Source organism: Melghirimyces profundicolus, from assembly GCF_003054245.1.
In the GTDB taxonomy this organism is placed as follows: domain Bacteria; phylum Bacillota; class Bacilli; order Thermoactinomycetales; family DSM-45169; genus Melghirimyces; species Melghirimyces profundicolus.
In genome coordinates this window covers 88,196-102,750 of sequence record NZ_QBKR01000011.1, presented here as the reverse complement: position 1 = coordinate 102,750, position 14,555 = coordinate 88,196, and the positions used below count along the sequence as shown (strand labels likewise).

Genomic DNA, 14,555 nt, shown 5'->3' with positions numbered 1-14,555 from the left:
CCTTCCCGAAATCCGGGGTGGACTTATGATGCAACGGAATGTATAATAATACGAAAGAATGAATTTTTATTAAGAGGTGGATCGGATATGGGCAAAGGGAAAGTGATTCTCGCATATTCCGGCGGTTTGGATACATCGGTGGCCATCCAGTGGCTGAAGGAGAACTACGGGTATGACGTGGTTGCCGTGGCATTGGATGTGGGGGAAGGAAAAGATCTGAACTTTGTAAAGGAGAAAGCGATGAAGGTGGGGGCCGTCAAGTCGATGGTGGTGGATACCCGGGAATGGTTTGCGGAACATTACCTGCTTCCGGCCCTGAAGGCCAATGCCATGTACGAAGGAAAGTATCCCCTCGTGTCCGCCCTGTCCCGGCCGCTGATTTCCGAGGTGCTGGTCAAAGTGGCCGAGGCGGAAGGAGCGGTGGCGGTGGCTCACGGTTGCACCGGTAAAGGGAACGATCAGGTCCGGTTCGAGTTGGCGGTAAAAGCCCTCAACCCCGACCTGGATGTGATCGCTCCGGTCCGGGAATGGGCCATGTCCCGGGATGAAGAGATTGCTTATGCCCACAACCACGGGATCCCGGTTCCCGTGGATCGGGATAACCCTTACAGCATCGACCAGAACCTGTGGGGGAGGAGCTGTGAGTGCGGCGTGCTGGAGGATCCGTGGGCCACTCCGCCCGGGGGAGCTTACGAGTGGACCCGTTCTCCGGAGGAGACCCCGGCGGAACCGGAGGACGTGGAGATTTCGTTTCAGAAAGGAAAACCCGTCGCCCTGAACGGGCAGGCGATGTCGTTCCGGCAAATCATCAGCGAACTCAATCATCTGGCCGGCAAACACGGGGTGGGACGGATCGACCACGTGGAGAACCGGCTGGTGGGCATCAAATCCAGGGAAGTCTATGAGTGCCCGGCGGCGATCACCCTGATCACCGCTCACCGGGAACTGGAGTTTCTCACCCATACCCGGGAAGAGACCCGGTTCAAGCCCACGGTGGAGGCGAAGTGGGCGGAACTGGTCTATGAAGGGCTCTGGTTCTCCCCTCTCAAAGAAGCCTTGGATGCCTTCGTGGAGCAAACGCAAGTCAAAGTGACCGGCACTGTCCGGGTGCGTCTTTTCAAAGGGCAGGCCACGGTGACCGGACGGAAATCGGAACACTCCCTGTACAATGAAGAATTGGCCACCTATACTCCCGACGATACCTTCAATCACCAAGCCGCCGTCGGTTTCATTCAGTTGTGGGGCTTGCCGACAGAGGTGAATGCCAAGGTGAACCCGAAAAAGGAGGACCCGACATTTGATGAAGCTCTGGGGAGGGCGCTTTACCAAGCAAACCAACCGACTCGTTGAAGAATACACTGCATCCATCCCCTTTGACCAAAAGCTCTTTGAAGAAGACATCCGGGGGAGTCTGGCCCATGTCCGGATGCTGGGGGAGTGCGGAATCATCCGGCCCGGGGAAGCGAAGAAGATCTCGGAAGGACTGAAAACCATCCGGGAAAAAATCCGGGCCGGGAAAGTGGAGTTTTCCGTCTCCCATGAAGACATCCACATGAACATTGAAAAGCTTCTGATCGAGGAAATCGGTCCCACCGGTGGAAAGCTCCACACCGGCCGTAGCCGGAACGACCAGGTGGCCTTGGATATGCACCTGTATGTCCGGGCCCGGACCCTGGATCTGGTGAAGGCGTTGACCGCTCTTCAGGAAGTCTTGGTGGAAAAAGCGGAGGAGCATGTGGACACCATTCTCCCCGGGTACACCCATCTGCAACGAGCCCAGCCGGTGAGGCTGGCTCATCACCTTCTGGCTTACGTCGACATGTTTGGACGGGATGCGGAACGGTTGAAAGACAGTTATAAGCGGGTCAACACGATGCCTCTGGGAGCGGGAGCGATTGCCGGCACGACGTTTCCCATCCGTCGGGAACGGGTGGCGGAAGAGCTGGGATTTGACCGGCTCTACGACAACAGCATGGATGCCGTGAGCGACCGGGACTACCTGGTGGAATTCCTGTCCGCAGCATCCCTGATCATGGTGCACCTTTCCCGTCTGTCGGAGGAGTTGATTCTCTGGTCCAGCGAAGAATTCGGCTACGTGGAACTGGATGACGCCTTCTGCACCGGGAGCAGCATGATGCCCCAGAAGAAAAATCCGGACGTGCCGGAGCTCATCCGGGGCAAGACCGGAAGGGTGATGGGCCACTGGGTGTCTCTGATGACGACCCTGAAAGCCCTCCCTCTCACTTACAACAAGGACATGCAGGAAGACAAGGAAGGCGTCTTCGACTCCGTGGAAACCCTCAAGGGTGCTCTGGCCCTGACAGCCCCCATGGTGGCGGGGATGAAGGTGAACGGGGAAAAAATGCGCCGGAATGCGGAAGAGGGATTTTCCAATGCGACGGATCTCGCCGATTACCTGGTGACCAAGGGGTTGCCCTTCCGTGAAGCCCATGAAGTGGTGGGCCGGCTCGTGCTGACCTGCCTGCATGAGGGAAAAAGCCTGACGGACCTTACCTTGGAAGAATACCGGGAAGCCTGCCCGTTGGTGGAAGAAGACGTCTATGAAAAGTTGAAAGTGGAAAACGTGGCGGATGCAAGAAACGCCGGGAGCGGAACGGCCCGATCCCGGGTACTGGAAGTTTTGAAGAAGAAAAAGATCGAGTTGGATGAAACCCGGAACTGGTTGAATACCGTTAGATATTAGCGGATCCCCGGTTGCCGGGAAGTTCAAAACCTGCCGGCCGATTGACTGGCAGGTTTTTTCATGTCGGGTTTGCGACATTTTCCCATGTTCTTCTGGGAAAGAAACGAAGAAATGATATAATAGAAAAAGATTTTTGCGGACTCATACTTAATGTTTTTTTCTTTTTATCCTGCCTGCGTGCGGTCGGAGACCGCGACCCAAAACATACGAAGGTGATAGCATGATCGAAATGCATGACGTGTACAAGGTGTATCCCAACGGTGTGAAAGCTCTGAACGGTATCAACACGAAAATCGATCAGGGTGAGTTCGTCTATGTTGTGGGGCCCAGCGGGGCGGGGAAAAGCACATTCATCAAGCTGATGTACCGCGAGGAGAAACCGACTCACGGCGTGATCCTGATCAACGGGGTGAACGTCAAACGGGTGAGAGATTGGAAGATTCCGTATCTCCGTCGCAACATCGGCGTCGTGTTCCAGGACTACAAACTGTTGCCCAACATGACGGCGTATGAAAACGTGGCCTTCGCCATGGAGGCGGTGGAAGCGCCGAGGCGGAAAATCCGCCGTCGGGTTCAGGAAGTGCTGGAGCTGGTGGGTCTCTACGATCGGATGAACGCTTTGCCTTCCCAGCTTTCCGGGGGAGAGCAGCAACGGGTCTCCATCGCCCGCGCCATGGTGAACAACCCCAACTTTGTGATCGCGGACGAACCGACGGGGAACCTTGATCCCGAGAACTCCTGGGACATTATGTACCTGCTGGAGGAGATCAACTCACGCGGAACGACCGTGGTGATGGCGACGCACAACCGGGAAATCGTGAACACCATGCGCAAGCGGGTGATCGCGGTGGAACAGGGTGTGATCGTCCGCGACGAGCAGGGGGGAGAGTACGGCTATGAAGATTGAGACCATGTTTCGACATTTCAAGGAAGCGTTCAAGAGCCTGGTCCGGAATAACTGGATGACCTTTGCCGCGGTCAGTGCCGTCAGCGTCACCCTCCTGATTTTCGGGATTTTCCTGGTTTTTGCATTCAACATTAATTACATGGCATCCGAGCTGGACAAGCAGGTGTCGATCCGGGCGTCCCTGAACGCCCAGATCGATGCTGACCAGATCGATCAGATCCAGGCTCAGCTTAAGAAGAATCCCCAGGTGAAAGAAGTGAACTTCGTCTCCAAGCAGCAGGGGCTGCAGATGATGAAAGAGCAATGGGGAGATGACAAGGAGTTCCTTGAGGGACTGGAGAAGGACAACCCCCTGCCCGACATCCTGGAGATTCAGGCGAAGGATCCCCAGCAGACCGAAGCGCTGGCCAAGGAGATCCGCAAGAGTTATCCCAACCAGGTGGATCAGGTGGATCACGGGGAAGGGGTGTCCGATCGCCTGTTGAACCTGTCGGCTTGGGTCCGCAACATGGTGTTGGTGTTCGGTCTGGGTCTGGCGGTCCTGGCGGCTTTCCTGATCTCCAATACGATTAAGCTGACCATTTTTGCCCGTCGGCGGGAAATCGAGATCATGCGTCTGGTGGGGGCCAGCAACTGGTTTATCCGGTGGCCGTTTTTCATCGAGGGCGCTGTGATCGGCATGTTGGGAGCCATCGTCCCGGTTACCGTCGTCCTGCTCGGTTACAACGCGGTTGTCAGCATTTTGGATGCGGATAAAGCTTACAGCTTCTTCAAATTGCTCGGTATGTGGCCCCTTTCTCTCTATGTGGCGGGACTCACCACCATGCTCGGCATCCTGATCGGGGTTTGGGGAAGTCTGATATCCATTCGCCGATTCCTGCGCACCTGATCGGAGCGCCGGTTCGGGCACAAGGAGGAGGCAGGTTGTGAAAGGGAAGCGTTCCGCAAAGCTGGTGAGTGGATGGGCCTCTTTCATCTTGGCCATCACCCTCCTTTCTCCCGGGATCATCCATGCTGACGAGATTGAAAAGAAAAGGGAGAGCATCAAAAACAGGGACAAAGAGATCCAACGGCTGGAGAAGGAGAAAGCCCTGACGGAAAAAGAGCTCAAATCGCTTTATGCCGACCTGGAAACCGAGAAACGGAAATTGGCCCGATTGGATGAAGAGGTCTACTCCCTGGAGAAAAAGCTGAAGAAAAGCAGCCGGAGGCTGAAAGAGAAAGAATCCCAGCTTCAGGAGCAGGAGCGGCTTTATGAGAACCGGCTCCGCACGATCTACCAGCAGGGGAAGATGTTTTACGTGGAATCCCTTCTGAATTCCCAGTCCCTTGAACAGTTTCTGAACCGGTTGAAGTTCGTGAAGCTGGTGGCCGACCGGGATCAGGAGTTGATCAACCGGTATCGGGAAGACCGGGCTTCCCTGAAGGAGGAAAAGGCCCGTTACCAAAACCTCCTGGAGGACCATCGGGAGAAGCAGGAGGAAGCGCGGTCCATTCATTCCCGCTTGATGAAAGAGTACAAAGATCACGAGACACAACTGAACAAACTGGCGAAAAAGCAGGAGCATCTCGAAGAGGTGAACGAAGAGGAAAAGGAGAAGGTCCGGGAGCTGATCCGCCGGAAACAGCAGGAAAACGAAAAGAAATCCGGGGACGCCTCCTATGAAGGGGGCAAGTTCCGGCGCCCGGTCGAAGGGCCCATTACATCCGGATTCGGGATGCGTTACCATCCCACCCAAGGCGTCTACAAGATGCACACAGGGGTGGATTTCGGAGCCTCCCTCGGAACCCCGATTTATGCCGCTGCCGCAGGCAAAGTGATTGAAGCACGCCCTGCTGCGGGGTACGGATACATCGTGGTGATCGATCACGGGGGCGGGCTCTCCACCCTCTACGCCCACATGTATTCCCAGGATGTCAAAGTGAAAACCGGGGAATCGGTAGCCAAGGGACAGGCAATTGCGGCAGTGGGGAACAACGGTTGGTCGACGGGTCCCCATCTGCATTTTGAAGTACTGAAAAACGGGGAGCCCATCGATCCGATGGAATACCTCAAATAAAAAACGGCCTTCCGTTCCTTTGACGGGGAAAGCCGGTGAAGAACTGAAAGGGATTCCTGCAGAATCCCGTCCTATATCTGAAGCGACGGTGGGACAAAGCGGCCAATGCGTGAGGTTGTGCATTGGCTCTTCTTTTTTTCCGCGTACCGCCCTTCTTGTAAGGGAAGGCAAAGTCTGCTAGAGTGAAGCTGATAATAACTGTACCCTGCTTGTCATATACATGAACAGACCCCACGGAATCCGGGGGCGAATTTGACAACCGGGTGGGTGGAGCAGGACGGACCTCGGAAGGGGCGGCACAGCCGGCCGCCCGTGAGACGTATATAAAGGTGGTGTGCGGATGTATATGCGCGGACGTACAGTAGCCTTGCTCGTCGTTTTCGCCGTGCTCTTCAGCAGCCTCACAACTGCGGCGATGGTAGGCGACGGCGGCTTGCTGTCTCAGGTAATGGGGTCTTCATTTTTGAACGGTACCTCTTTGTCCGGCGGTGACACCCAAGGGCTGGAAGGCCGGTTGGGTAAACTGAAAGAGTCGTATGCACTGATCAAGTCCCAGTATATCGGCAAGGTGGATGATCAGAAGCTGATTGACGGTGCCATCCGGGGGATGGTGGAATCCCTGGATGATCCGTATTCCGCCTATATGGACAAAAAGACGGCCCAACAATTCCACTCCTCCATGGAATCCTCCTTTCAGGGAATCGGAGCGGAGGTCACCATGAAAAAGGGGAAGGTGACCATCGTTTCCCCCTTTAAGGGATCCCCCGCTGAAAAGGCCGGACTGCGTCCCGAGGACCAGATCATCAAGGTGAACGGAAAGAGCCTGGAAGGAATGAACCTGAACGAGGCGGTATCCAAAATCAAAGGCCCCAAGGGAACGAAAGCCCGGTTGGAAGTGATACGCCCCGGCCAGAGCGATATATTGAAAATCACCGTGGTCCGTGACAAGATCCCGATTGAAACGGTGCAGGCCGAAATGATGAAAGACAAAATCGGGAAAATTGAGATCACCCAGTTCGCCAACGATACCGCGGATGATTTCTTCACAGAGTTGAAGAAGTTGGAGAAACAAGGGATGAAAGGTCTTGTGATCGATGTGCGGGGGAACCCGGGAGGATTGCTGCCCTCGGTGATCGAGATTAGCGAGCAGTTGGTTCCCAACGGGAAAAGAATCATGATGACCGAAGATAAAACGGGTCACCGCATTGAATACAAATCCAAGCTGGACGGAAAGAAAGACTATCCCATCGTGGTCCTGACCGATAAAGGTTCGGCCAGTGCCTCCGAAATTCTGGCGGCGGCACTGAAGGAAGCAGGCGGCTACAAAACCGTGGGTCAGGGAACCTTCGGTAAAGGAACGGTTCAGCAAGCGAAAGATTTCGAAGACGGCAGCAATCTGAAGTTGACCATGGCCAAATGGTTGACTCCGAAAGGAAACTGGATTCACAAAAAAGGGATTGAACCCGACGTCAAAGTGAAACTGCCCGATTACTACCACGCGACACCTCCTCAACCCGATCAAGAATTGAAACGGGATATGACCTCCCAGCAGGTGAAAAATCTGCAGCTGGTTCTGGACGGGTTGGGCTACCGTCCCGGACGGACCGACGGATACTTTGACGACAAGACGGAAACCGCGGTGAAGGCGTTTCAGAAAACAAAGGACCTCGCGGTGACGGGGAAAGTGGACGAAAAGACGGCCCTGAAAATGCAGGAGGAGTTTATCTCCATGTTGCGCGATCCCAAGAGCGATCTCCAATTGCGGGTGGCTATGGAAACGTTGAAAAAAGAAATAAAATAAAAAGGGAAGTGTTTTTGCACATCGAAATCCATCATGAAGGGTCAACCCCGGGAAAATCCGGTGGAAGATCGCTTCGTGGTGGAGACGGGGCAGTCCGGAACGTCCGGCGGTCCGCCGGTGACGGTCAACTTCCCGATCATCCCACGAGACTTTGCTTGTGGGATTTTTCTTATGGGGGGATTGGTGTGGAATTTTCTCTGATGGCATCGGAACACCCTTTGACGGCGGTGAAATCACTCCTCGTCCATCCGTTCTGGTTGGTTGCCCTGCTGTTGGCGGCCTGGCAATATGCCTGGAAAAACATTCGGGAACAACAGACATGGGGGAGCCGTCTGTCTCCCCCGACCCCGCTGTTTCTTCGCACTCTGCTGGTGGGATGTGTGGCGGGCGGTTTGATCTCCCTGTCGGTCTCCTTTTTTACTCTGGATTTAAAGCCGGGAGATCTGATCCGTGTCTGGATCGTGACGCTGGTTTTGGGCACCTTCAATCTCCGGTTGGCATGCACGGGCATTGCAGTGGGAATTCTGTCCCTTTTGAGCCTGACGGCCCGGGGAATCGGGGCGAAACCCGGAATTCTCCCGGATCTGTCGGTATTTTCGGCAGGGGATTGGCTTTTTCTGGCGGGCCTCCTCCATCTGGCGGAATGGTTCATGGTTCGCCTGGACGGAGGAGCGGGGATGATGCCGATCACGGTGAAAGTTGCTCACGGACGGTGGGTGGGAGGCCACCTGATGCGTAAAATCTGGCCGGTTCCCCTACTGGCGGCAACGCCGGCGGGTTGGTTGCCGGTGCCGCTCGTGTCGGGTTTCGCACGGGTGAACCTTTCCATTTCCCCCGAGCAGCAACGGCGCCGTTCTTCCTCCCTGGTTTTGGTTTACGGGGTTGGATTGACGATTCTGACCCTGTCGGGGGTTTATGGGATGCCGGTTCTGTTGTGGGCTGCGGCCGTTTATGCGATTTTGGGTCATGAAGCCCTTTACTGGGTGGGCAGGTACCGGGAAATCAGACGTCCTCCCCTGTTTACCCCTGCGGAACGGGGGATCAAAGTATTGGCGGTTCTTTCCGCAAGCCCGGCGGAGGAGATGGGGATCCGGCCGGGCGACACCCTCCTTCGGGTGAACGGAGAAGAAACAGACAGCATGGACGAGGTGAAACGGGCTCTTCAGAAATCCCCGGCCTTCAGCAAACTGGAATTGTTGGATGAACACGGCGATCCCAAGCTCGCGCAACGGCCGGTATACGAAGGTGATCCGTCCGACCTGGGATTGGTGAAAGCCCCGGATCCTGTTGCCGGCAAAGACGCAGAGGGAGCGCCCGGCCCGGAACCGGCCGTCGGGAGAACGGTGTGAGCGAATAGAAGCCCCGGGGGAAGGAAAACCCTGGAAGTATTGAAAAAACGTGAGCGGCGGCATTTACCCGAAGCCGCTCCGGCTGTACTCACAGAGCACAAGTCTCGCCGGGGTCGCTTGTGCTCCCGGTCTCGCTATGTACTCACAGAGCACAAGTCTCGCCGGGGTCGCTTGTGCTCCCGGTCTCGCTATGTACTCACAGAGCACAAGTCTCGCCGGGGTCGCTTGTGCTCCCGGTCTCGCTATGTACTCACAGAGCACAAGTCTCGCCGGGGTCGCTTGTGCTCCCGGTCTCGCTATGTACTCACAGAGCACAAGTCTCGCCGGGGTCGCTTGTGCTCCCGGTCTCGCTATGTACTCACAGAGCACAAGTCTCGCCGGGGTCGCTTGTGCTCCCGGTCTCGCTATGTACTCACAGAGCACAAGTGTGGGGGTACCCGCTCCGTATTGCATCAGTGAGATTTTCAGTCTGATCCTGGCGGGAAGCGTGACTCTTTCGTATATCCTGATGAACCGGGGTCGCCGTTCCTTGTTTCGCCGCCGTCTGTGCCCGGAATGAGGTCGGGGTGCAGGAGCAAGAACGCCGTTTTTTCGGTTGTGATTTTCCCTCCCTTCGCGGGGGATTTTTTCATTGCAAGGGGGAGAAGGGGAGTTCGAAGTCTCTTTGGCAGACAAGAAATAACAGAAGGCGGAAGAACGGATGTTCCGGTTTCTCCTTCCGCTTGTGTTATAATGGAAAGGATGACAGATCCGAGGTGATAAACCATGGCTGACAGCCCCTTTCGCCTGGTATCCGATTATAAGCCCCAGGGGGATCAACCGAAAGCGATTGAGAAGCTGACGGAAGGCGTTCTCAACGGGAAAAAACAGCAGACCTTGTTGGGGGCGACCGGGACGGGGAAAACGTTCACCATCGCCCACACCATCGCGCGGGTGGGCAAGCCGACTCTGGTGATCGCCCCCAATAAGACCCTGGCCGCTCAGCTGTGCGGGGAGCTGAAAGAATTCTTTCCCCACAACGCCGTGGAGTATTTCGTCAGTTACTACGATTATTACCAGCCTGAAGCCTATGTTCCCCAGACCGACACCTACATCGAAAAAGACGCGTCGATTAACGATGAGATCGACAAGCTTCGGCACTCGGCCACCAGTGCGCTCTTTGAGCGCGACGACGTGATCATCGTGGCCAGCGTTTCCTGCATCTACGGCCTCGGTTCCCCCGAGGCGTACCGGGAGCAGGTGGTCTCTTTGCGCGTCGGGATGGAGAAAGACCGGAACGCGGTGTTAAGAGATCTGGTGGATATCCAGTATGAACGGAACGATATGAACTTCGTTCGGGGAACCTTTCGCGTTCGCGGGGATGTCCTGGAGATCTTCCCCGCTTCCCGGGGTGAGCAGGCGGTCCGGGTGGAGTTTTTTGGGGATGAAATCGATCGCATCCGGGAAATCGACGTTCTGACCGGGGAAATTATCGGGGACCGGGAGCACATCGCCATTTTTCCGGCTTCCCACTACGTGACGCAGGAAGGCGTCCTCAAGCGGGCACTTGAAGACATCGAGCGGGAACTGGAAGAGCGTCTGGAGGAACTGAAGTCGAAGGACAAGCTCCTGGAAGCCCAACGGTTGGAACAACGGACCCGGTACGACATGGAGATGATGAGGGAAGTGGGGTTCTGCTCCGGGATTGAAAACTACTCCCGGCATCTGGTGGGGAAAAAGCCGGGGGATCCGCCCTACACTCTTCTCGACTATTTTCCCGACGACTACCTGATGATCATTGATGAATCCCACGTCACCATTCCTCAAATCGGCGGGATGTACAATGGCGACCGCTCCCGGAAGGAGATGTTGGTTGAACACGGTTTCCGTCTTCCTTCCGCTTTGGACAACCGGCCGCTGAAATTTGAGGAATTCGAAGAACGGGTGCATCAGGTGATCTTCGTGTCCGCCACCCCCGGTCCTTACGAACAGGAAAAATGCCCCGAGGCGGTGGAACAGATCATCCGCCCGACGGGGCTGGTCGACCCGAAAATTCACGTCCGACCGATCGAAGGGCAGATCGACAACCTGATCGGCGAAATCCACAAGCGACTGAAACGGGACGAACGGGTCCTGGTGACGACCCTCACCAAAAAAATGGCCGAAGACCTGACCGATTATCTCAAAGAGGCGGGGATCCGGGTCCGGTATCTTCACTCCGACATCAAGACGATCGAGCGGATGCAGATCCTGAGGAGCCTGCGACTGGGTGAGTTCGATGTGTTGGTCGGGATCAACCTTCTCCGGGAGGGTCTCGATTTACCCGAGGTTTCGTTGGTGGCCATTCTCGATGCGGATAAGGAAGGATTCCTCCGGGCGGAGCGGTCCCTGATTCAAACCATCGGCCGGGCGGCAAGGAACGCCAACGGCGAGGTGATCATGTACGCCGACCGGGTTACCGAGTCCATGCGGCGGGCCATTGAGGAGACGAATCGACGCCGTTCGATCCAGATGGCCTACAACAAGAAGCACGGCATCACCCCCCAAACCGTCCGCAAAGCGGTCCGTGACGTCATCGAGGCGACCAAAGCGGCGGAAGAAGGCGAAACGTATCAGGCAGTCCCCGATGTGGAGAAAATGGGAAGGAAAGAGCGTCAACAACTGATCGAACGGATGACAAAAGAGATGAAACAGGCAGCCCGGGAGCTGCAGTTTGAACGTGCAGCGGAACTGAGAGACCTGATCATCGAGTTGAAAGCGGAGGGAGCCTGACCGTGTCACAGGAAAACATCGTCATACGCGGAGCTCGCGTTCACAATCTGAAGAATATCGACGTCACCATCCCCCGCGACCGGTTTGTCGTTTTGACGGGCTTGTCCGGATCGGGAAAATCATCCCTCGCTTTCGACACCATTTACGCCGAAGGTCAGCGTCGGTACGTGGAATCCCTGTCGGCCTATGCCCGGCAGTTCCTCGGTCAGATGGACAAACCGGACGTGGAATCCATCGACGGACTTTCCCCGGCCATCTCCATCGATCAAAAAACCACCAGCCGGAACCCCCGTTCGACGGTGGGGACAGTGACGGAGATTTATGATTATTTGCGCCTCCTGTTTGCCCGGGTGGGACGGCCCCATTGTCCCGAGCACGGCATCGAGATCTCCTCCCAGACCGTGCAGCAGATGACGGACCGGATCCTTGAACTGCCGGAACGGTCGCGGATCCAGATCCTCGCCCCCTTAGTGGAGGGACGTAAAGGGGAGCACGCCAAGCTGCTGGACGAGATCCGCAAAGAAGGGTATGTTCGGGTCCGTGTTGACGGGGAAATCCGGGACCTGTCCGAAGAGATTAAACTGGAGAAGAACAAGAAACACACCGTGGAAGTGGTGGTGGACCGGATTGTGGTCAAACCCGGGATCCAGACCCGGCTGACGGATTCCCTGGAAACCGCCCTCCACCTTGCCGGAGGGAAAGTGCGGGTGGATGTGATCGACGGAGAGGATATGCTGTTCAGCCAGAACCTGGCCTGTCCCGAGTGCGGATTCAGCATGGATGAGCTTTCTCCGCGCATGTTCTCCTTCAACAGTCCCTACGGGGCTTGTCCCACCTGTGACGGGCTGGGCAGCCGGATGGAAGTGGCGCCCCAACTGGTGATCCCCGACAAGGGAAAAACGCTGAGGGAAGGGGCCATCGAACCTTGGGTGGGGAAATCGAGCAATTACTACCCCTCCCTGCTGGAGTCGGCCTGTCAATACTATGGGATCGATATGGACGTTCCGGTGAAGGACCTTCCGGAAAGCGATCTGGAGAAGCTGTTGTATGGAACCGGCGAACGCATCCCGTTCCGCTATGAGACAGACTTTGGCCAGGTGAAGGAACTCACCATCCGATTTGAAGGGGTGTTGAAAAATCTGGAGCGCCGTTTTCGGGAGACGGGTTCCGATACCATCCGGGAACAGATCGAAAACTACATGAGCAACAAAGCCTGTCCCACCTGTGGCGGGACCCGGTTGAAGCGGGAATCGTTAAGCGTGCTGGTGGGCGGGAAAAACATCGCCTACGTCACCTCCCTCTCCATCCAGGAGGCCAGGGATTTTATCAACGGATTGGAACTGACGGAGAAGGAGATGACCATCGCCCGGCAAATCATCAAGGAAATCGACAGCCGCCTCGGTTTTCTGGTCAACGTCGGGCTCAACTACCTGACCCTGAACCGGTCCGCCGGCACCCTTTCCGGGGGGGAAGCCCAGCGGATCCGGCTGGCCACCCAGATCGGTTCCAAGTTGATGGGCGTTCTCTACATCCTGGACGAGCCCAGCATCGGCCTTCACCAGCGGGACAACCTGCGGTTGATCCGGACGCTGGAACAGATGCGCGACCTGGGGAACACCTTGATCGTGGTGGAGCACGATGAGGATACCATGCTGGCTTCCGACTACATTATTGACGTGGGTCCGGGAGCGGGAGCCCACGGAGGAGAAATCGTCGCCTGCGGAACGCCGGAAGAGGTGATGGAGATGAGTGAATCCCTCACCGGCCAGTATCTGTCGGGGCGCCGCTTCATTCCGCTTCCGGAGGAACGCCGGGAACCCAACGGGAAATGGGTGGAAATCGTGGGAGCACGGGAGAACAACCTGAAGGACATCGATGTCCGTGTGCCCCTGGGAGTTTTCACCTGTGTGACGGGCGTCTCCGGCTCGGGGAAAAGCACCCTGATCAATGAGATTCTGTTGAAAGCCCTCTCCAGGGAACTGAACCGTTCCAAGCGGATCCCGGGGGAACATAAAGAAATTCGGGGTTTGGAGCATCTGGACAAGGTGATCAACATCGACCAGTCCCCGATCGGCCGGACTCCGCGTTCCAATCCGGCCACCTACACCAGCGTCTTTGACGATGTCCGGGAAGTGTTCGCATCCACCCAGGAAGCCAAGGTCCGGGGGTATAAAAAAGGCCGATTCAGCTTCAATGTGAAAGGCGGGCGTTGTGAAGCCTGCCGGGGGGATGGGATTATCAAAATCGAGATGCACTTCCTTCCCGACGTTTACGTTCCTTGCGAACAATGCAAAGGCAAGCGGTACAACCGGGAAACCCTGGAAGTGAAATACAAAGGAAAAAATATTTCCGATATCCTGGACATGCGGGTGGAGGAAGCCCTGGAGTTCTTTAAAAACATTCCCCGCATCCGGCGCAAACTCCAGACCCTGTTTGATGTGGGTCTGGGTTACATCAAGCTGGGGCAGCCGGCCACGACCCTTTCCGGAGGGGAGGCCCAGCGGGTGAAACTGGCCTCCGAACTGTACAAACGGTCCAAGGGCCGGACCCTTTACATCCTGGACGAACCGACCACGGGCCTTCACACCGACGATATCTCGCGCCTCTTGAAGGTGCTCGGCCGGCTGGTGGAAAACGGCGATTCAGTTTTGGTGATCGAACACAATCTGGACGTGATCAAGACAGCGGATTACCTGATCGACCTGGGACCCGAAGGAGGGACCGGGGGAGGCCGCATTGTGGCCACGGGAACGCCGGAGGAAGTGGCCCGGGTGAAGGAGTCGCATACCGGCCGGTTCCTGGGGCCGATCCTGGAACGGGACCGTCAACGGATGGATAAGTTCTACCGCGAACTGTCTTCCAAGGTCTCCGGCTCGTGACTTGCTTTCACAAGGCTGAAGCACCCCCGCGCCCTTTCTCCAACAAGCACATGGCCGGGGAAAATTCTTGATCGGACGTGATCGCAAAGTACTCCACACCCAGG

The 14,555-nt window shown here is 56.4% G+C and carries 10 protein-coding genes; 9 read left to right on the top strand and 1 reads right to left on the bottom strand.

Annotated features, from left to right (window positions below; all coding sequences use genetic code 11):
* Positions 1 to 87 precede the first annotated feature (87 nt).
* From C8P63_RS09440 to C8P63_RS09410, 7 genes are all read left to right on the top strand, one after another.
* Complete coding sequence (locus C8P63_RS09440; protein ID WP_108023515.1) at positions 88 to 1,350, top strand: argininosuccinate synthase; 1,263 nt, start codon at positions 88 to 90, stop codon at positions 1,348 to 1,350.
* The gene (argH, locus tag C8P63_RS09435; protein ID WP_108023513.1) at positions 1,298 to 2,704 is read left to right on the top strand and encodes an argininosuccinate lyase; all 1,407 of its coding nucleotides are present in this window, start codon (positions 1,298 to 1,300) and stop codon (positions 2,702 to 2,704) included. Before C8P63_RS09440 ends, argH begins: the two co-directional genes overlap by 53 nt.
* 220 nt (positions 2,705 to 2,924) lie before the next feature.
* Complete coding sequence (gene ftsE, locus C8P63_RS09430) at positions 2,925 to 3,611, top strand: cell division ATP-binding protein FtsE (RefSeq protein ID WP_108023511.1); 687 nt, start codon at positions 2,925 to 2,927, stop codon at positions 3,609 to 3,611.
* Positions 3,601 to 4,500, top strand: coding sequence for a permease-like cell division protein FtsX (gene ftsX / locus C8P63_RS09425; RefSeq protein WP_108023509.1), 900 nt, complete (start codon positions 3,601 to 3,603; stop codon positions 4,498 to 4,500). Before ftsE ends, ftsX begins: the two co-directional genes overlap by 11 nt.
* A gap of 37 nt (positions 4,501 to 4,537) precedes the next feature.
* On the top strand, positions 4,538 to 5,671 hold the full coding sequence (locus C8P63_RS09420; RefSeq protein WP_108023507.1) for a murein hydrolase activator EnvC family protein: 1,134 nt from the start codon (positions 4,538 to 4,540) through the stop codon (positions 5,669 to 5,671).
* A 346-nt stretch (positions 5,672 to 6,017) separates the two neighbouring features.
* On the top strand, positions 6,018 to 7,472 hold the full coding sequence (locus C8P63_RS09415) for a S41 family peptidase (protein ID WP_108023553.1): 1,455 nt from the start codon (positions 6,018 to 6,020) through the stop codon (positions 7,470 to 7,472).
* A 185-nt stretch (positions 7,473 to 7,657) separates the two neighbouring features.
* A complete protein-coding gene (locus tag C8P63_RS09410; RefSeq protein WP_108023505.1) occupies positions 7,658 to 8,821 on the top strand; it encodes a PDZ domain-containing protein in 1,164 nt (387 codons plus the stop codon).
* Positions 8,822 to 9,285: 464 nt separating this feature from the next.
* On the opposite strand, the gene C8P63_RS18790 is transcribed toward C8P63_RS09410, so the two are convergent.
* Positions 9,286 to 9,588, bottom strand: a complete 303-nt coding sequence (locus tag C8P63_RS18790; RefSeq protein ID WP_146172156.1) for a hypothetical protein — start codon at positions 9,586 to 9,588, stop codon at positions 9,286 to 9,288.
* Here C8P63_RS18790 and uvrB point away from each other — a divergent pair.
* On the top strand, positions 9,587 to 11,572 hold the full coding sequence (gene uvrB, locus C8P63_RS09405; RefSeq protein WP_108023503.1) for an excinuclease ABC subunit UvrB: 1,986 nt from the start codon (positions 9,587 to 9,589) through the stop codon (positions 11,570 to 11,572). The genes C8P63_RS18790 and uvrB overlap by 2 nt on opposite strands.
* Positions 11,573 to 11,574: 2 nt before the next feature.
* Positions 11,575 to 14,451 (top strand): excinuclease ABC subunit UvrA, encoded by a 2,877-nt coding sequence (gene uvrA, locus C8P63_RS09400; protein ID WP_108023501.1) that lies wholly within the window; start codon positions 11,575 to 11,577, stop codon positions 14,449 to 14,451.
* Positions 14,452 to 14,555: the final 104 nt, after the last annotated feature.